This is a genomic window from Microbacterium sp. NPDC097977 (assembly GCF_040302605.1).
Lineage (GTDB): Bacteria > Actinomycetota > Actinomycetes > Actinomycetales > Microbacteriaceae > Microbacterium.
In genome coordinates, this window is the sequence record NZ_JBEOUR010000048.1 from 1 (window position 1) to 17,619 (window position 17,619).

Annotated in this window: 14 protein-coding genes; 4 read left to right on the forward strand and 10 right to left on the reverse strand. The window is 69.4% G+C overall.

All coding sequences use genetic code 11. The features are described from left to right. Positions 1-142: 142 nt before the first annotated feature. From ABTZ43_RS11625 to gabT, 7 genes are all read right to left on the reverse strand, one after another. Positions 143-1,507 carry an NAD-dependent succinate-semialdehyde dehydrogenase gene (locus tag ABTZ43_RS11625; RefSeq protein ID WP_350538914.1) on the reverse strand — a complete coding sequence of 455 codons (1,365 nt, stop codon included), beginning with the start codon at positions 1,505-1,507 and terminating at the stop codon, positions 143-145. Between the two features lie 27 nt (positions 1,508-1,534). Then, positions 1,535-3,001, reverse strand: coding sequence for an NAD-dependent succinate-semialdehyde dehydrogenase (locus ABTZ43_RS11630; RefSeq protein ID WP_350538915.1), 1,467 nt, complete (start codon positions 2,999-3,001; stop codon positions 1,535-1,537). A gap of 33 nt (positions 3,002-3,034) precedes the next feature. Beyond that, on the reverse strand, positions 3,035-4,579 hold the full coding sequence (locus ABTZ43_RS11635) for an APC family permease (protein WP_350538916.1): 1,545 nt from the start codon (positions 4,577-4,579) through the stop codon (positions 3,035-3,037). Continuing rightward, positions 4,579-5,463, reverse strand: coding sequence for a universal stress protein (locus tag ABTZ43_RS11640; RefSeq protein WP_350538917.1), 885 nt, complete (start codon positions 5,461-5,463; stop codon positions 4,579-4,581). Before ABTZ43_RS11640 ends, ABTZ43_RS11635 begins: the two co-directional genes overlap by 1 nt. After that, on the reverse strand, positions 5,463-6,845 hold the full coding sequence (locus ABTZ43_RS11645; protein ID WP_149422525.1) for a flavin monoamine oxidase family protein: 1,383 nt from the start codon (positions 6,843-6,845) through the stop codon (positions 5,463-5,465). The genes ABTZ43_RS11640 and ABTZ43_RS11645 overlap by 1 nt, the downstream gene beginning before the upstream one ends. Before the next feature lie 78 nt (positions 6,846-6,923). Further along, positions 6,924-8,402, reverse strand: a complete 1,479-nt coding sequence (locus ABTZ43_RS11650) for an amino acid permease (protein ID WP_056420073.1) — start codon at positions 8,400-8,402, stop codon at positions 6,924-6,926. 1 nt (position 8,403) lies between these two features. Further along, positions 8,404-9,765: a 4-aminobutyrate--2-oxoglutarate transaminase gene (gabT, locus tag ABTZ43_RS11655; RefSeq protein WP_056420072.1), complete on the reverse strand. Its 1,362-nt coding sequence runs from the start codon at positions 9,763-9,765 to the stop codon at positions 8,404-8,406. A gap of 112 nt (positions 9,766-9,877) precedes the next feature. Here gabT and ABTZ43_RS11660 point away from each other — a divergent pair, with 112 nt between their 5' ends. Further along, the gene (locus ABTZ43_RS11660; protein ID WP_350538919.1) at positions 9,878-11,386 is read left to right on the forward strand and encodes a PucR family transcriptional regulator; all 1,509 of its coding nucleotides are present in this window, start codon (positions 9,878-9,880) and stop codon (positions 11,384-11,386) included. An 8-nt stretch (positions 11,387-11,394) separates the two neighbouring features. On the opposite strand, the gene ABTZ43_RS11665 is transcribed toward ABTZ43_RS11660, so the two are convergent. Together ABTZ43_RS11665 and ABTZ43_RS11670 are read right to left on the reverse strand one after the other, a co-directional pair. Then, on the reverse strand, positions 11,395-12,021 hold the full coding sequence (locus ABTZ43_RS11665; RefSeq protein WP_314097405.1) for a TetR/AcrR family transcriptional regulator: 627 nt from the start codon (positions 12,019-12,021) through the stop codon (positions 11,395-11,397). 36 nt (positions 12,022-12,057) lie between these two features. Beyond that, positions 12,058-13,629, reverse strand: coding sequence for a glucoamylase family protein (locus tag ABTZ43_RS11670; protein ID WP_350538921.1), 1,572 nt, complete (start codon positions 13,627-13,629; stop codon positions 12,058-12,060). 151 nt (positions 13,630-13,780) lie between these two features. Between ABTZ43_RS11670 and ABTZ43_RS11675 the strand changes: the two genes are divergently transcribed. Then, positions 13,781-14,251: a helix-turn-helix domain-containing protein gene (locus tag ABTZ43_RS11675; RefSeq protein ID WP_056420059.1), complete on the forward strand. Its 471-nt coding sequence runs from the start codon at positions 13,781-13,783 to the stop codon at positions 14,249-14,251. Beyond that, on the forward strand, positions 14,248-14,670 hold the full coding sequence (locus tag ABTZ43_RS11680; RefSeq protein WP_314097398.1) for a ribonuclease HepT family protein: 423 nt from the start codon (positions 14,248-14,250) through the stop codon (positions 14,668-14,670). The genes ABTZ43_RS11675 and ABTZ43_RS11680 overlap by 4 nt, the downstream gene beginning before the upstream one ends. Positions 14,671-14,676: 6 nt before the next feature. Here ABTZ43_RS11680 and ABTZ43_RS11685 read toward each other — a convergent pair whose 3' ends face one another. Beyond that, positions 14,677-16,128 carry a helix-turn-helix domain-containing protein gene (locus ABTZ43_RS11685; protein ID WP_253384119.1) on the reverse strand — a complete coding sequence of 484 codons (1,452 nt, stop codon included), beginning with the start codon at positions 16,126-16,128 and terminating at the stop codon, positions 14,677-14,679. A 136-nt stretch (positions 16,129-16,264) separates the two neighbouring features. On the opposite strand from ABTZ43_RS11685, the gene aceA reads away from it, so the two are divergent. Next, positions 16,265-17,590 (forward strand): isocitrate lyase, encoded by a 1,326-nt coding sequence (gene aceA, locus ABTZ43_RS11690; protein WP_253384122.1) that lies wholly within the window; start codon positions 16,265-16,267, stop codon positions 17,588-17,590. Positions 17,591-17,619 lie beyond the last annotated feature (29 nt).

The window sequence follows — 17,619 nt, forward strand, 5'->3', positions numbered from 1 at the left end:
GCTCCTCGCTCAGGAACCGCGCAGCGAGACGAAGGGCGCCGCCACACCCCGCCCTTCGTCTCGTCGCTGCGCTCCTCGCTCAGGAACCGCGAAGCGAGACGAAGGGCGCCAGGAACCGCGCGGCGAGACGAAGGGCCGGCGCTCAGCCGATGCGGATGAGCTTCTTGTTGACGAACTCGTCGGCGGCGAGGTGGCCCAGCTCCCGCGAGGTGCCGCTGCGCTTGATGCCGCCGAAGGGCAGCTCGGGGCTGTCGGCGAGCACGAGGTTCACGTAGACCATGCCCGCCTCGATGCTGTCGGCGACGCGCTCGGCCTGCTCGGCATCCGTGGTGAAGACGTACGATCCGAGGCCGAAGGTCGTGTCGTTCGCCAGGGCGACGGCCGCGTCCTCGTCTGCGACCCGGTACACGACCGCCGCGGGGCCGAAGAGCTCCTCGCGGTAGACGTTCATCTCGGGCGTGACGTCGGCGAGCACGGTCGGCGCGAAGAACGCGCCGTCCCTGGTGCCGCCGGTCAGCAGCGTCGCGCCCTGCTCGACGGCCTGATCGATCTGCTTCTGCAGGTTCTCCGCCGCAGCCTCCGACGAGACGGGGCCGAGCACCGTGTCATCGAGCGTCGGATCGGTCGCCGTCACCGACGCCATCGCCGCCGTGAACTTCTCGACGAACGCGTCGTAGAGGTCGTCGACGATGATGAACCGCTTGGCGCCGTTGCACGCCTGGCCGTTGTTGTCGAGACGTGCGTCGACGCCGGCCTGCACCGTGGCGTCGAGGTCGTCGGTGGAGAGCACGATGAACGGGTCGGAGCCGCCGAGCTCCAGCGCGACCTTCTTCAGGTTGCGTCCGGCGATCTCGGCGACGGCGGCACCGGCACGCTCCGACCCCGTGAGAGAGACGCCCTGCACGCGCGGGTCGGCGATCATGTCGGCGATCTGGTCGTTCGTCGCGAGGACGTTCTGGTACGCCCCCTTCGGGAATCCGGCGTCGTGGTAGATCGCCTCGATGGCGGTCGACGACTCGGGGCATTGCGGCGCGGGCTTGAGCAGGATCGTGTTGCCCACGATCAGGTTCGGCGCCGCGAAACGCACGATCTGGTACGCCGGGAAGTTCCACGGCATGATGCCGACGAGCGGCCCGAGCGACGAGCGGCGCACGATGGCCGAGCCGTCACCGAGGATCGCGATCGGCTGGTCGGCCATGATGGCCTCGGCCTGGTCGGCGTAGTACTCGGCGATGTCGGCCGCGAAGTCGACCTCTCCGAGCGCGGCCTCACGGGGCTTGCCCATCTCGCGCACGAAGACGTCGGCGAGCTCCTCGCGACGCTCGCGGTGCAGAGCGGCCGCGCGGCGCAGCAGCTCGGCACGCTCGGCGACGGTCGAGGACCGGGACCAGTCGCGGTGCGCCTCGTCGGCGGCGGCGACCGCCTCCTCGATCTGCGCGTCCGTGAACGTGTCGAAGGACGCCAGCGTCTCTCCGGTGGCGGGGTTGATGACGGTGTAGTCGGTCATGTGTTCATCCTCCTCTGGGCCGAGCGGTCAGGAGACCGGGATCAGCGTGTACTTGGTGGACAGGTACTCGTGGATGCCCTCGAGGCCGCCCTCGCGGCCGACACCCGACTGCTTGACGCCGCCGAAGGGGGCCGCGGCGTTCGACACCACACCCACGTTGAGACCCATCATGCCGGTCTCGAGCCGATCGATCATCCGCTGGCCGCGCTGCAGGTTCTCGGTGAAGACGTACGAGACGAGTCCGTATTCGGTGTCGTTCGCGAGGCGCACGGCGTCGTCCTCGGTCTCGAAGGTCGCGATCGCGAGCACCGGCCCGAAGATCTCCTCGCGGAGGATCGCGGATCCGGCGACCACGTCGGTGAGCACGGTGGGCTCGTAGAAGGTGCCGGTGCCCTCGACGGCCTTGCCGCCGGCCAGCAGCGTCGCGCCGCGGTTCACCGCGTCGTCGACGAGCTCGCCGGCCTTGGCGACGGCATCCGCGTCGATGAGCGGTCCGATCGCGACGCCCTCTTCCGTGCCGCGGCCGATCTTCATCGCGTTCACGCGCTCGGTGACCTTGCGCGCGAACTCGTCGGCGACGTCCTGGTGCACGATGAAGCGGTTGGCGGCGGTGCAGGCCTGACCGATGTTGCGGAACTTCGCCGCGAGCGCGCCGTCGACGGCCTTGTCGAGGTCCGCGTCGTCGAACACCACGAACGGGGCGTTGCCGCCGAGCTCCATCGACACACGCAGCACGCCCTCGGCGGCCTGGGCGATGAGCTTGCGGCCCACCTCGGTCGAGCCGGTGAACGAGAGCTTGCGCAGCCGCGGGTCCGCGATGATCGGGGCAGACAGTGCCGAGGACTTCGAGGTCTGCACGACGTTCACGACGCCCTTCGGAAGTCCCGCCTTCTCGAGCAGTGAGGTGAAGAAGATCGTGGTCAGCGGGGTCAGTGCCGGGGGCTTGATCACGACCGTGCAGCCGGCGGCCAGCGCCGGGGCGATCTTGCGCGTCGCCATCGCGAACGGGAAGTTCCACGGCGTGACGAAGAACGACGGGCCGACGGGACGCTGCGAGACCACCATGTGCCCGGTGCCCTCGGGGTTGATGCCGTAGCGGCCGCTGATGCGCACCGCCTCCTCGCTGAACCACCGGAGGAACTCGCCGCCGTATCCGACCTCTCCGCGGGCCTCGGCGAGCGGCTTGCCCATCTCGAGGGTCATCAGCAGCGCGAGGTCCTCCTTGTGCTCCTGCACGAGGTCGAATGCCTTGCGCAGGATCTCGCTGCGGGTGCGCGGCGCCGTGGCCGCCCACGAGTCCTGCGCGGCGACGGCCGCATCCAACGCGCGGATGCCGTCTTCGGGCGTCGCGTCGGCGATCGTGCGGATGACCGCACCGGTGGCCGGGTCCTGCACGTCGAAGGTCTTGCCGGTGCTGCCCTCGACCCACTCGCCGCCGATGAAGAGGCCGGTGGGGATGCTGTCGAGCAGCGCCTGCTCTGTCTGAGTGCTCATGGGAATCTCTTTCTGTGGGAACGGGAGGAAGGGTCAGCGGCGGCGAGCGCTCGGCGGCGCGTCGACGCCGAGGGTCTCGCCGCGGAAGAACGCGGGGCGACGGATGGACTGCCAGATCATGACCACGATGCCGATCACGATGATGCCGACACCGAGCACGAAGACGAGCCCGAGGCCGCCGATGTTGGATCCGCTGCCGTAGGCCGGATCCATCGAGTCGATGAGGGTCGTCACGAACAGCACCGCGAGGATGGCGCCGCCGACGAGCGGGAACAGGAACGTGAAGAAGAAGCTCCTGGCCGAGTCGAACCACTGGCGCCGGAAGTACCAGACGCACGCGAACGCCGTGAGGCCGTAGTAGAAGCAGATCATCATGCCGAGCGAGAGGATCGTGTCGGTGAGGACGTTCTCGCTCACCAGGCGCATCACGGCGTAGAAGACCGAGGCGACGACGGCCGAGACGATCGTGGAGTAGCCGGGGGTGAAGAAGCGCGGGCTCACCCGCGCGAACTTCTTCGGCAGCGCTCCGTAGTGCCCCATGGCCAGCAGCGTGCGGGCGGGGCCGACCGCCGTGGACTGCAGGGATGCCGCCGAGCTCGACAGCACCGCGAGCGAGACGAGGAAGGCGAGCGGCCCGAGGATCGGGTCGGAGAGGGCGAAGAAGACGTTCGCGGATATGTCCTCGTTCGCGAGACCGTAGGCGCCCGAGCCGACTCCCGCGAACATGATCAGGCCGATCGCGAGCAGCAGGTAGAGGCTCACCACGACGAAGACGGTGACCATCGCGGCGCGACCGGGAGTCCTGGCGGGGTCCTTCGTCTCCTCGTTCATGGTGAGCACGACGTCCCAGCCCCAGAAGATGAAGATCGACAGCGACAGGCCCGCGGCGAAGGCGCTGAAGGAGGGGACCTCGAACGGATTGAACCACGACCACGAGAACGCGGTGGGTTCGGGCGCATCGCCCGAGACCGCCTTGATGATCGCGACGGTCGCGAACACGACGAGCACGAGAACCTGGAAGCCGACGAGGATGTACTGGAACTTCTGGGTCGTCTGCATGTCGCGGTACGACACGAGCGTCGCGCCCAGCATGAAGAGCAGACAGACCACGACGTTGATGACGGGGTTGAACGCGAGGTCGGCGATCCCCGGGTTGCCGGAGAGCTGTGCGATGAGGAGGAAGAGGAACTCGACCGCGATGCCGGCCAGGTTCGACAGCACGATGACGGTGGCGGCGATGAGTCCCCATCCGGTCATCCAGCCGATCCACGGGCCGAAGGCGCGCACGCCCCACGTGAATGAGGTGCCGGAGTCCGGCATCATCCGGTTCAGTTCGCGATAGCCGAACGCCGTCAGCAGCATCGGGATGAAACCGACGAGGATGATGGCCGGCACCTGGGTGCCCACGACCGCGACCGTCGGGCCGAGCGAGGCGGTCAGCGTGTACGCGGGGGCGATCGTCGAGACGCCGATGACCACGGCGCCGAGCACGCCGACGGACCCCGCGCTGAGGCCCTTCTGCGAGATTCCGGTCGTCACACCGGATTCGGGCTCCGTCGCCCGGTTCGAGCTGCTCATCAGCGGACTCCTGCTTCGGCGCGGGTGCGCGGGACGACGATCATCGGGACGGGGAGCTCGTGCAGCATCTTCGCCGCGGTCGAGCCGAGGAACAGGCGGCGCGGCTGCGCCAGGCGGCTGGAGCCGACCAGGACGACCTCGCCGGGGAGCCAGGACAGGTTCGACACCGCATCCTCGACCGTGTCGCCGGGAGCCTCCTCGACGTCGGCGGGCAGATCCGCGGGGAGCAGCCCCTTGGCGACCGTGAGCACGCCGCGGCCGTGCTCAGTGCCCACCAGTCGGATGGCACCGGTGTCGAGTCCGGGTGGGACGTCGAACGGGACGAGGGAGACCAGGCGGAGACCGACTCGCGACGTGGTGGCGATCGCCGCCGCCTCGTCGAGCAGGTTGTCGGCGCCGGGGCGGGTGCCGACCGCGACGGTGACGCGCGGCAGCACATGATCGTCCTCCTCGGCGGTGCCCGCAGGGGCGAGCGCGACCGGGATGGTCGACGAGTGCAGCAGCTCCGACGCCACACTGCCGAGGCGGTGGCGTCCGAAGATGCTGCCGTTGGCCGTGCCGACCACGATGATGCGGGCGTCGAACTCCTCACCCGCGGCGATCAGCCCTTCGGCGAAGGATTCCCCGAACCGCACGTGCCCCGTGCGGGTCAGCTCCTGCGGCAGGCGCACGACCGCATCCTCGAGCCACTCCTTCGCCTGGCGGCGGATGTGATCCTCGTATGCGCGCTCCGGCGGGACCGCCGCGCTGCGCGTGCCCTCGGAGGGCAGCACGATCACGAGATGCAGGACAGCCCCGAGGCTGCGGGCGAGCCGCGCGCCGAGAGCCGCGGCATCCGCACCCGCGTCCGTCGCCGTGTACCCCACGACGACCGCGCCGGGCATCAGCCGACCTCAGCCTGGTCGCCGGCTGCCCTGCGGGACTCGACGATGGTCGACGCGACGAGGTGCCCCATGCGGATGGCGCCGTCGACGTGCTGGAATCCGGCGCCCGCCATGTCGCTGCAGGCGAAGTGGATCGGGCCGACGGCGGTGCGCAGATCCGCTCCGTAGCGGTGCAGACCACCCATGTCGAAGCTGGCGGCGTATGCGCCGCGCGTCCACTCCTCGGTGCCCCAGTCGCTCTCGTAGTAGACGACGGGGTTCTCGGCCTCGGGTCCGTAGTAGTGCGACAGCGAGGCGAGGATGCGCTCCTTGCGTTCCTCGGCCGACAGCGCGAAGAGGTCGTCGGCGTTCTGGTCGCTGACGAAGCCGACCAGGGTGCCGCGCTCGTCACCGTGATTGGTGTTGTCGTACGCCTCGTGGGCGAGCTCGTACGGGCTGAAGGCGGTGCCGCTCAGCCCCTGCTCGCGCCAGAACGGGCGGTCGTAGACGGCGTGCACCTTGATCACGAAGCCCATCGAGAGGTGCTGGTGCAGCTGGTGCTGGCGACGCGGCAGCGGCGGCACGAAGGCGATGCGGCTGTAGAGCACGGGAGCGTGCGCGAGGATCGCGAAGCGGGCGCGCACGGTGAGCTCGTCGGTCGTCGCCGTGACGCCGTCGTCGCTCCACTCGAGCGAGCGCACCGGCTGGTTCAGGAGGACGTCGTCGCCCAGGCGCTCGGCGAGCAGCAGCGGCACCTTCTGCAGTCCGCCGACCACGCGCTGGTCGAGGATGAAGTCGGCATCGACGAGGTTCGAGTACGACCCTGCCGAGGCTGCCATGTGCAGCGACTGCAGCAGCGAGAACGAGTGCGTCGGCTTGGTGAGCATCGCCGAGCCCGTGGCGAACGCGAGGTTCAGCACGGCCTCGTCGTCGTCGGTCTGCGCGCGCAGCCAGGCGTCCCACGTCACCGAGTCCCACTCCGCGGCGCGGGGGTGCGCCCACGGCTGGTCCGGGTCGATCTCGGCGACCATCGCGTCCAGCTGCGACGTGATCTCGGCGATGACCGCCTCGGTCGCCGCCGACACCGGGAACATCTCGCCGGTGAAGCGGTGCACCTGTCCGTCGGGTCCGACGTAGACGCTGTCGCCCTCGCGATAGCGGCTGTAGGTCTCGAGGCCGAGCTCCTCGATCGTGTCCTTGAGCGCGTCCTGATCCGGCGAGACCCACTGGCCGCCGAGCTCGAGCATGGCGCCGTCGACGACGTCGGTCCACAGACGTCCGCCCACCCGGTCGCGGGCCTCCAGCACGGCGACCGACAGGCCGGCCTTGCGCAGGTCGTTCGCCGCGGTGAGCCCTGCGGCTCCGGCGCCGACGATCAGCACGTCACGAGTGATCTCAGCCATCTGCTTCTCCTTCGTTGGAAAGTGTCGTGCCGGTCGCGATCCCACATCCCCCGATATGGATCGCGACCGGACGGGTGTTCAGGTCGCGACGGCGTCGCTTCCCGGAGTCGTGGTGGTCGGCGCCGTGGGGCGCTTCGCGAGATTCCGGCGCACGAGCGGCCAGAAGAGGACCAGGACGCCGGTGGCGATCAGGCTCGTCCACACCTGGGTGCGCCCGCCCTCGGTCGTGAGCATCACGACGACCACCGCGGCGATGCACGCGATCAGCAGGAAGTTCAGCCACGGGTGCAGCCACATCTTGAGCGTGAGGTTCGCGACCTCCTCCGACGTCATCCGCTGCCGCAGGCGCCACTGGGTCAGCGCGATGAAGACGTAGACGAACAGTGCGACGAGTCCGGCGGAGTTCATGATGAAGTCGAAGATCCCCGACCCCGGCGTGAAGAAGTTCACCAGCGTGGCGATCAGCCCGCCGATCGTCGAGGCGAGCAGCGCCATGACCGGCACGCCGCTCTTCGACTTCTTCGCCACGATGCGCGGCGCGAACCCCTGCTCGGCGAGCGCCGAGAACATGCGGGATGCCGAGTAGAGACCCGAGTTCAGGACCGAGATCACCGCGGTGAAGATGACGAGCTGCATGATGATGCTCGCACCGGGGATGCCGAACTGCTCGAGCGCGTACGTGAACGGGGCGGTAGCCACGTCGGTCGGGACGGGGAGCTCGTCCCAGGGCACCACCGTGACGATGATGAGCACCGATCCGACGAAGAAGAGCAGGATCCGCCAGATGATCGTGCTCGTCGCCTGGCGGATCCCCTTCGCCGGGTCCTCGGACTCGGCGGATGCCATCACGGCGATCTCGGTGCCGAAGTACGAGAAGATCACCAGCGCGACCCCCGTGAACGCGACGCCGAAGCCGTTCGGGGCGAAGCCCCCGTGCTCCCACAGGTTCGAGACCGAGACCTCGGAATTCGGCCAGAGGCCGAACGCGAACAGCAGACCGGCGCCGAGGAACACGACGATGGCGAGCACCTTGATGCTGGCGAGCCAGAACTCGACCTCACCGAAGGTGCGGACCGAGATGACGTTCGTGCCGACGAAGATCGCGATGAGGACCAGCGACCATGCCCACGAGGGGACGACCGGGAACCAGCCCGCCAGGGTCTCGCCGCCGAGCACCGCCTCGTAGGCGAGCACCCCGACCCAGAAGTACCAGTACAGCCACCCCACCAGGTAGGCGGCCCAATTGCCGAGGCCGACCCTGGCGTACTCCATGAAGGAGCCGATGGCCGGGCGCGAGGCCGCCATCTCGCCGAGCATGCGCATCGCGAGGAACACGAGCAGTCCGCCGATGAGGTAGGAGACCACGGCAGCAGGCCCGACCGTGCGGATGACGTTGCCGGATCCGACGAAGAGGCTCGCGCCGATGATCCCCCCGAGGGTGATCATCGTGATGTGACGGGACCGCAGCTTCTTCGTGCGCGGGTTGGCGCCGGCGAAACCGGCCGACGTCTCAGGAGAGACGGGCCGGTCCCACTGCGATTCCGATTCCGCCGACATGTCAGGCCTGGGCGAGTGCGGCGGCGACCACGTCGAGACCCTCGTTCAGCAGGTCGTCGCCGATGGCGAGCGGAGGGAGGAAGCGGATGACATTGCCATAGGTGCCGCAGGTGAGGACGATGACCCCCTGCGCGACGCAGGCCTTGGCGACCGCCGCGGTGAGCGCGGCGTCGGGCGCCTTCGTCTCGGGATCGACGAACTCGGCGGCGATCATGGCGCCGTGTCCGCGGATGTCTCCGATGCGGGCATCCTTCTCCTGCATCTCGCCGAGGCGACGTGTGAGGATCTCGCCGATCTCTCGCGCGCGCTCGATCACGCCGTCGTTCTCGAAGACGTCGATCGCGGCGAGCGCCGCGGCACAGGCGATCGGGTTGCCGCCGTAGGTGCCGCCGAGGCCGCCGGAGTGGGAGGCGTCCATGATCTCGGCGCGGCCGGTGACAGCGGCGAGGGGCAGCCCGCCGGCGATGCCCTTGGCGGTGGTGATGAGGTCGGGCTCGATGCCGAAGATCTCGCTGGCGAACATGTGGCCGGTGCGCGCGAAGCCGGTCTGCACCTCGTCGGCGATGAAGACGACGCCGTTGGCACGACACCACGACGCGATCGCGGGGAGGAATCCGTCGGCGGGGACGATGAAGCCGCCCTCGCCCTGGATGGGCTCGATGATCACGGCCGCCAGGTTGTCGGCGCCGATCTGCTTCTCGAGCTGCAGGATGACGCGGGAGGCCGCCTCGCCACCCTCGAGCCCGTCGCGGAAGGGGTACGACATCGGCGCGCGGTAGACCTCGGGGGCGAACGGTCCGAAGCCGCTCTTGTACGGCATCGACTTCGCGGTCAGGGCCATCGTGAGGTTGGTGCGGCCGTGGTAGCCGTGGTCGAACGCGACGACCGCCTGGCGACCGGTGTGCTTGCGCGCGATCTTGATCGCGTTCTCGACGGCTTCGGCGCCGGAGTTGAACAGAGCGCTCTTCTTGGCGAAGTCGCCGGGGGTGAGCCGGTTGAGCGCCTCGGCGACGCCGATGTACGACTCGTAGGGCGAGATCATGAAGCAGGTGTGCGTGAACTGCGCGGCCTGCGCGGCGACGGCCGCGGCGACCTTCGGGTGCGCGTTGCCGACCGTGGTCACGGCGATGCCGGAGCCGAGGTCGATCAGGGAGTTGCCGTCGGCGTCGACGACCACGCCTCCGCCGGCCGCGACGGCCGCGACGGGAACGGTGTGCCCGACACCGGCGGCGACGGCGTCGGCCTTGCGGGCGAGGATCTCGGCCGACCGGGGGCCGGGGAGGTCGGTCACGAGTCGACGCTCCTGGGGGAGGTCGGGCCCGCCGAGGGGAACTGCGACTGCTGCGGTGTCGAGGAGTGCCATGTGGGCGAGCGTACGACCGCGGCGGGGGCCCCTGCATTCGCCAGACTGTACAATCTGATCAGGATCATCGCCGCGCCGTACAGTTCAGCGCGACGGTCAGGAGGACATCGACATGGATGCGACCGAGCAGCCGACGCTGCACGCCCTGCTCGCTCGCACCGATCTGGGGCTGCGTCTCGTCTCCCGGGAGGACCTGCTGCCGGCCGGTGCACTGGACCGCCCGCTGCGCTGGGTGCACAGTTCCGACCTCGCCGACCCGACGCCGTTCCTCGCCGAGGATCTCGCGCTGCTGACCACCGGCACGCAGTTCGATGCCGATGCCGACCTCGACGTCTACGTCGATCGGCTCTCCGATCGCGGCGTGCTCGGCCTGGGTTTCGGTTCCGACGTGCACCGCGCCGGGGTGCCCGACGAGCTCGTCGTCGAATGCGCGCGCCGAGGCATACCGCTGTTCGAGGTGCCCTACCGCACGCCGTTCATCGCCGTCGCCCGCGCGCACTCCGAGGCGATCGCCGCTCAGGCGTACGCCCGCAGGTCCTGGGCACTCGACACGCAGCGCGCGCTCGCCCTGGCGGCGCTCCGCCCCCGGGGCCTGGATGCGACGGTCGCGGAGCTCGGCCGCCGGCTCGGCGTCTGGGTCGGGATGTACGACGCCTCCGGCGCGCTGCAGCTCTCGCATCCCCCCTCGGCCCTGCCGCCGGAGGCGCTCGCCCCGCTCGGCGTCCGCGCCACCGAGGTGCTCGCGCGCGGGCTGGAGACCGGGCAGTCGCTCACCATCGACGAACGCACCTTCACGCTCTTCACGGTCGGGCGCGGCGGGCACCTGCGGGGCGTCATCGCCCTCGCCGTCGATGCTCTCGACGCCGAGGCGCGCACCGTCGTGACATCGGTGATCGCGATGGCGGGTCTCGCCCTCGAGCAGAGCGATCAGCTGGCCCGCAGCCGCCGCCGGTTGCACTCGCAGCTGCTGGGCTCGCTGCTCGGCGACGACCCCGCGCTCGCCCGCCGGGTGCTCGGCAGCATGCCCGCGGCTCCGGTGATCGTCGCCGTCGCCGCGGACGGACCGGCCGGCCCCCTGACGGACTGGTGGGAGCGGCGGCGCAGCGAGCACGGCACGGCGAGCTTCCTCGCGGAATCGGCGGACGGCGTCGTGCTCTGCCTCTCCGCCGCGGACGCGTCTCTGCTCGACGAGGTGGCCACCCGCTTCGGCGTGCGCATCGGGGCGTCGGGCTCGGAGTCGTACGACGCCTTCTCCCGCGCGCATGCCCAGGCCCTCGCCGCGCTCCGGCAGCAGCAGGATCCGGGAGTCTTCGCCTACGCCGACACGGTGGGCTCCAGCATCCTCAGCGCACTCGCGACCGACGAGGCGCGCCTGGTGGCCGAGTCCCGTCTCGCCCCTCTCCGCGACCACGACACCAGGACCGGCGGCGAACTGGAGACCTCGGTGCGCATCTGGCTGGAGCACGACGCGAAGAGCGAGGCCGCAGCCTCGGTGCTCGGCGTGCACCGGCACACTCTGCGCTCCCGCATCGCCCAGGCGGGCGTGCTGCTGGGGTTCGACCTGTCGTCGTTCCCGGCGCGCGCCGAGCTGTGGGCGCTCCTGCAGACCGCTAGGGACTGACGACGCTCTCAGCCGGTCGGCGCCGCGGCGGGAGTCAGATAGCCCGCGACGAACTCCTCGAAGAGCAGGACCATGTCGACGGAGTCGTCGAGGAGCCACTGCAGCTGGATGCCGTCCATCACCGCACTGATCAGTCGCGCCGCACGGCCGGGATCGATGTCGTCGCGCACCTCGCCGTCGACCTGCCCGCGGCGGAGGATCTGCTCGGCGTCGGCGGCACGGTCACGGTAGCGGGCCGCGAAGTCGACGTGCGAGGGGTGGTCGGGGTCGGTGGCCTCCGCCGAGATGATCGCGTACAGCGACGTCAGACCGCGCGAGGTCCGGTTGTGGGCCACGACCCTCTTGGCCTGCTCGATCAGCGTGTGCTCCGCCGGGTCGCCCGCGGCCGCCCGCACCTTCTCGTCGCGCTGACGCAGCACCTCGGCGAACAGCTCCTCCTTGTCGGCGAAGTGGTGCAGCAGCCCCGCCGGCGTCACACCGACCCGCTTCGCGATCTCCCGCAGGGATCCACCGTGGAATCCCGTGCGGGAGAACACCGCGAGCGCTTCGTCGACGATGGCCTGTCGGCGGGCCTGCCCCGTGGCGTACGGGCCACGGGGCCTTCGTGCCGCTGCCGACCGCTCATCCGTGCTCATCGCCCACTCCGTGTCCTCCCGCGCAGCGAGGCGGGCTCAGCCGTGGTGGCCGTGCCCCGCTCCCCATGACGAGCCGAATACCTGCTGTCTCATCGCGGGCCGCAGGCGCTGCTCCATCTCGCGGTCCACGAAGTAGTCCTTGAGTGTATCTTTCGTGAGCTCGTTGCCGATCGCGGCCATGATCATCGACTGGTCCAGCGACAGGTAGCGTTCGGCGACCGTGCCGCTCTTCACGGCGACGGCGTCGTAGAACCCGCCGGGTCCGTAGGCACCGAGGTCCTTCTCGATGCCCTCGAGGTTGCGCAGCGCGCCCTTGCGGTCATAGGGCAGGGCGAGGAAGGCCGCGTGCGGGGTCACGACCCCGTCGCCGAACTCGGGTGCGGGATTCGTGCCCTCCGCGCATCCCGGCCGGTCGACGTCGACGTCGGTCTTCTCGGCGTCCGAGGTGTAGCCGTCCGACCGCATGCCGGCGATGTCCACGCCGTACTCCGCGTATCCGCCGAACGGATCGCTCGCGGGCGAGAAGCCCCAGTATCCGTATCCGGCCTCATCGAGCCCGTGCTGCTTCTGCACGGCGACCGTGATGGGGTGGTTGAGCTTCCAGGACTTCGGCCCCCACTTCGTCTCGGGCACGAGCAGGTCGGGCATCAGCGACTCGAACATGCTGCCGCCCCAGCTCGGGACGAACGACATCCCGTCGTAGGAGTAGGCGCCCTCCCAGACCTCGACGCCGTCGTAGGTGCGGTACTCGCCCTGCGGCAGCTGCTCCTGCCAGGCCCAGTCGCATCCGGGAGGCATCGTGCGGTGGGTGCCGTACAGCGCGGTCGCGGGGATCTGCCCGTTCGCGATGCCCAGGTAGGTCGCGATGCGACTCTCACTGACGGTGGTGTCGTAGTGATGGCAGGTGTAGAACGCCGTCGCCCCCGAGCCGTTGTACATGGGCGCCTCGACGCTGCAGTCCGGCGGCGGGGCATCCCAGAAGCCGCCGCGATTCGTGCCGGCCGGGAGACCGGCGGCGCCTGCGGGGTCGAAGAACGATGCGAAGTTCATCGAGTCGTAGAGGGCATCGGCCTGACCCGCGAGGGCGGGATCCGCTTCGCGGACGATGCGCAGCGAGGCGGCGAGCCATCCGTTGTCGACGGTGCTGAGGAACGGGTACACGGTGTCACCCGAGTCGGGCCACGTCGTCAGCTTCTCTCCCGTGGTGGGCGAGTACCAGTTGTAGAACATGCCGCTCGCGTCGTTGCGTTCGAGGCCGGCGAGCGTGTCGAGGGTCGTCGACAGGCGGGAGTGCGCCTCGGCATCGTCGATGATGCCCAGGTCGCGCGCGGTCACGGTCGACCACAGATATCCGCCGATGTTGGTCGGAGAGGTGTACTCCCCCGGGGTCTGCAGATCGCCGGTGACGTTGTCGGACGGCAGGCCCGTCTGCTCGTCGGTCATCGCATCGAGTGACCGCCAGGTGTCGGTCGCCCAACGCTCGAGCTCTTGCGTCCCCGGTCTGCCGCCCCCGCCCTCCGGACCGCCGCCGGCGACCGCCGGGCCCGCGAGTGCCAATCCCGAGACGACCAGTCCGGCCGTCGCCACTGCGCTCATCCATCGCTTCATCGTGTCTCCTCGTCGAGAACGGCGCCGCCGATCGCAGCGCGTCGATCTGCGAAAACCTAACACGTGTTCGGTGTTCACTCAACCCCCCTGCCCCTGAGAGCGCCTTCCCCGAGCCGAGAGATGCCCGTACGCTATATCACGGAGGTATCTCATGGCTCACCGTTTCGACCCTCAGCGCAGCGCGGCCCTCGTCGCCGCGGCACGAGCAGATCGGCAGATGACTCAGGCTCAACTCGCGCGAGCGGCGCGGATGAGCCAGCCGAACATCGCGGCCATCGAAGCCGGGCGTCGTGCTGTGGGGCCCGATGCGCTGGAGCGGCTGTTGAGCGCTGCCGACTATCGGCCGAGCCTCCCGCTGGAAGAGACGGCGGCAGCGATCGTCGCCGCAGGTGCCCGACGCGGTATTCGAGACATCCGCGTCTTCGGCTCCGTCGCGCGGGGCACCGACCACTTCACCTCCGACATCGATCTCTTGGCACGCGTGGACGCGGACCGCAGCTACTTCGATGTCGCGCTGTTCCAGAACGACGTCGAGGCTCTCACCGGGTTCCCGGTGGACATCGTGGTGGACGACGCCGCACGCCCCGCTTTCCTCGACGACACCACCCTCGTGCCGCTATGAGCGATCAGAGCCGGCCGCACGGACACTCGTTCACCCGTGTTCCCCGCGCGGGCGACGGCGCCACGGCAGCCGAGATCTCGCTCATCAAAGTGAACGACAGCCTCGACGCCATCTCGACGCTTCTCGACCACGCGGTCTCGGGCGGGCGAGAGGCTTTCGTTCGAGACTCACCCGCGTACGCCTCGGGGTCGATGGCGGTCATCCGCGCCGCGGCGCTGTTCGAAACCGAGGAGTTCGAGGCGCACCTGGGCGACGTCGCCGACGAGGTCAGACGCGCACTCATCACGATGCGAAACATCGCCGCGCACTCCGGCTATCGCTCTATGAACGACGACCTCTTCTGGCAGACGCTCATCGTCGACCTTCCGACGCATCTTGAATCCTGGCGCGCCGCGGCGCGAAACCGTCTCACCGACTGACCGACCTCAGCGGGGCGCGTGCGCCTCGAGGAACTCGTAGACGTCGGTGGTGTCGACGCCGGGGAACGACCCCGTGGGCAGGGTCGCGAGCAGCGTGCGCGGCGTCTTCACGTTGGGCCACGAGTTCTCGCGCCACCGCCCCTCGAGCTCGGCGGGAGCCCTGCGACAGCAGACCTCCACCGAGTGCTTCGACACGCCCCGGTGCGGGGTGTCCCGCCCGACGAACCACTTCGTGTCATCGAAGCGCACGCCCACGCTGACCGAGTGCAGTCCCTCGCTCGACGCCTCCACCCTGGCCGTGCACCAGTAGGTGCCGTTGCCGGTGTCGGTGTACTGGTAGTACGGATTGAAGCGGTCGTCCTCGTCGAAGACCACGCGACTGGTCCAGCGACGGCAGCACATCTGCCCCTCGATCGCGCCGAGCCGATCGGTCGGGAAGTTCACGTCGTCGTTCTCGTACGCCTTCGTGATGGTGCCGGACTCGTGCACCTTGAGGAAGTGCACGGGGATGTCGAGGTGGCGGGTCGCGAGGTTCGTGAAGCGATGCGCCGCCGTCTCGTACGAGACCGAGTACGCGTCGCGCAGATCCTCGATCGAGATCGCCCTGCGCGTCTTCGCCTCCCGCAGCGCCGGCACCACGTGCGCCTCCGGGATCAGCAGCGCGCCGGTGAGGTAGTTGGTCTCGACGCGCTGGCGGAGGAACTCCGCGTAGCTGCGGGGCTCGGAGTGTCCGAGGATGCGACTCGAGAGCGCCTGCAGCACGGCCGTCCTCGCGTCGCCCTTGGCCGGCACGCTGCTCGACAGGTACAGCCGCCCGTGGGCGAGATCGGCGACGCTCCTCGTCGTCTGCGGAAGGTCGGGGGCATAGTGCAGCGTGAAGCCGAGATGCGCGGCGATCTCCGATGCGGTCCGCTGGGTGAGCGGACCGCCGGGGTGGCGCACCGCGGCGAGGAGCTCCGCCGCCTTCGCCTCGAGGTCGGCGAAGTGGTTGTCCTGCCTGCGCATCAGATGACGGAGCTCGACGTTCGCACGCCTGGCCTCCTCCGGTGTGGCCGCCCGCTCGTCCTTGAGCCGATCGATCTCGCCGTGCAGAGCCAGCAACGCCTTGAGAGCATCCGTCGGCATGCTCTTGGCGATGCGGAACGGCTCGATCCCGAGCGCCTGGAACGTCTGCCCCTTCATGGCCCGTTCGAGGGCGATCTCGATCGCGCTGCGCTCGTCGAGCGGCTCTCCCTCGAGCAGCGCGTCGATCGTGACACCGAGTGCCCGCGCGATCGCCTGCAGCTGCGTGAGCTTCGGCTCCCGCTTGCCGGTCTCGATCATTGACATCTGGCTCGGGGCCCGATCGACGGCCGCGGCGAGGTCGTCCAGGGTCATCCCGCGCGCCGTGCGCAGCTGACGGATGCGGCGTCCGATCGTGAGAGCGTCGGCGTCTTCTTCGACCGTGGAGGTGCTCATGGGGCCGATTCTGTCACAGAAACAGAATTTCGAGCGATCTTCACACAGGGATCGGTCAGTGGAGCGGGACTTCTTCACACACAGTGGGAACACGCCACCCGGCTTCACGGTCCGGGCATCCCACGGAGGAGACACCATGACGAACACCGCTCAGAATCACACACCCCGCCCCGCGGGTCTTCGCGCCGGCGACCAGGTTCAGACGGCCGCCGAGCTGCAGGAGATCTGGGAGACGGATCCGCGGTGGGACGGCGTCGAGCGCACGTACTCGGCCGACGACGTCATCCGCGTCCGCGGGTCGGTCCGCGAGGACTCCACCCTCGCCCACCGCGGGGCCGAGAACCTCTGGAACCTGCTGCACACCGAGGACTACGTGCGGGCGCTCGGTGCCTACACCGGCGGGCAGGCCGTGCAGCAGGTGCGGGCGGGCCTCAAGGCGATCTACCTCTCGGGCTGGCAGGTCGCCGCCGACGGCAACCTCGCCGGGCAGACGTACCCCGACCAGTCGCTCTACCCCGCGAATTCGGTGCCTGCCGTGGTCCGCCGCATCAACAACGCGCTGATCCGTCAGGACCAGCTGGAGCACGCCGAAGGCGAGATCACCCGGGACTGGCTCGCGCCGATCGTCGCCGACGCCGAAGCCGGCTTCGGCGGTCCGCTCAACGCCTACGAACTCGCGCAGTCGCTGATCCAGGCCGGCGCCGCCGCCATCCACTGGGAGGACCAGCTGGCGAGCGAGAAGAAGTGCGGGCACCTGGGCGGCAAGGTCCTCGTCCCCACACAGCAGCACATCCGCACGCTCAACGCGGCCCGCCTCGCCGCGGACGTCGCCGGCGTGCCGACGGTCATCATCGCCAGGACGGATGCTCTCGCCGCCGATCTGCTCACCAGCGACGTCGACGAGCGGGACCAGCGGTTCACCACCGGTGAGCGCACCGCCGAGGGCTTCTACCGCATCCGCCCCGGCATCGAGTCGGTCATCAGCCGCGGCCTCGCCTTCGCGCCCTACGCCGACCTGCTCTGGGTGGAGACCGGGGAGCCCGACATCGAGCTGGCGCGCGAGTTCGCCGCGGCGATCCATGCCAGGCACCCGGGCAAGCTGCTCGCCTACAACTGCTCACCGAGCTTCAACTGGAAGCGTCATCTCTCCGACGCCGAGATCTCGACGTTCCAGCAGGAGCTGGCCGAGCTGGGGTACCGCTTCCAGTTCATCACCCTCGCCGGCTTCCACGCCCTGAACCACTCCATGTTCGATCTCGCCCGCGGCTACGCCGAACGCGCCATGAGCGCCTACGTCGAACTGCAGGAAGCCGAGTTCGCCGACGAGGCGAACGGCTACACCGCCACCAAGCACCAGCGCGAGGCGGGAACCGGATACTTCGACGTGATCTCGACCGCACTCAACCCCGACAGCGCGACCCTCGCGCTCGCCGGCTCCACCGAGACCGCGCAGTTCCACTGAACACCCCGCCCTTCGTCTCGCTCCGCGGT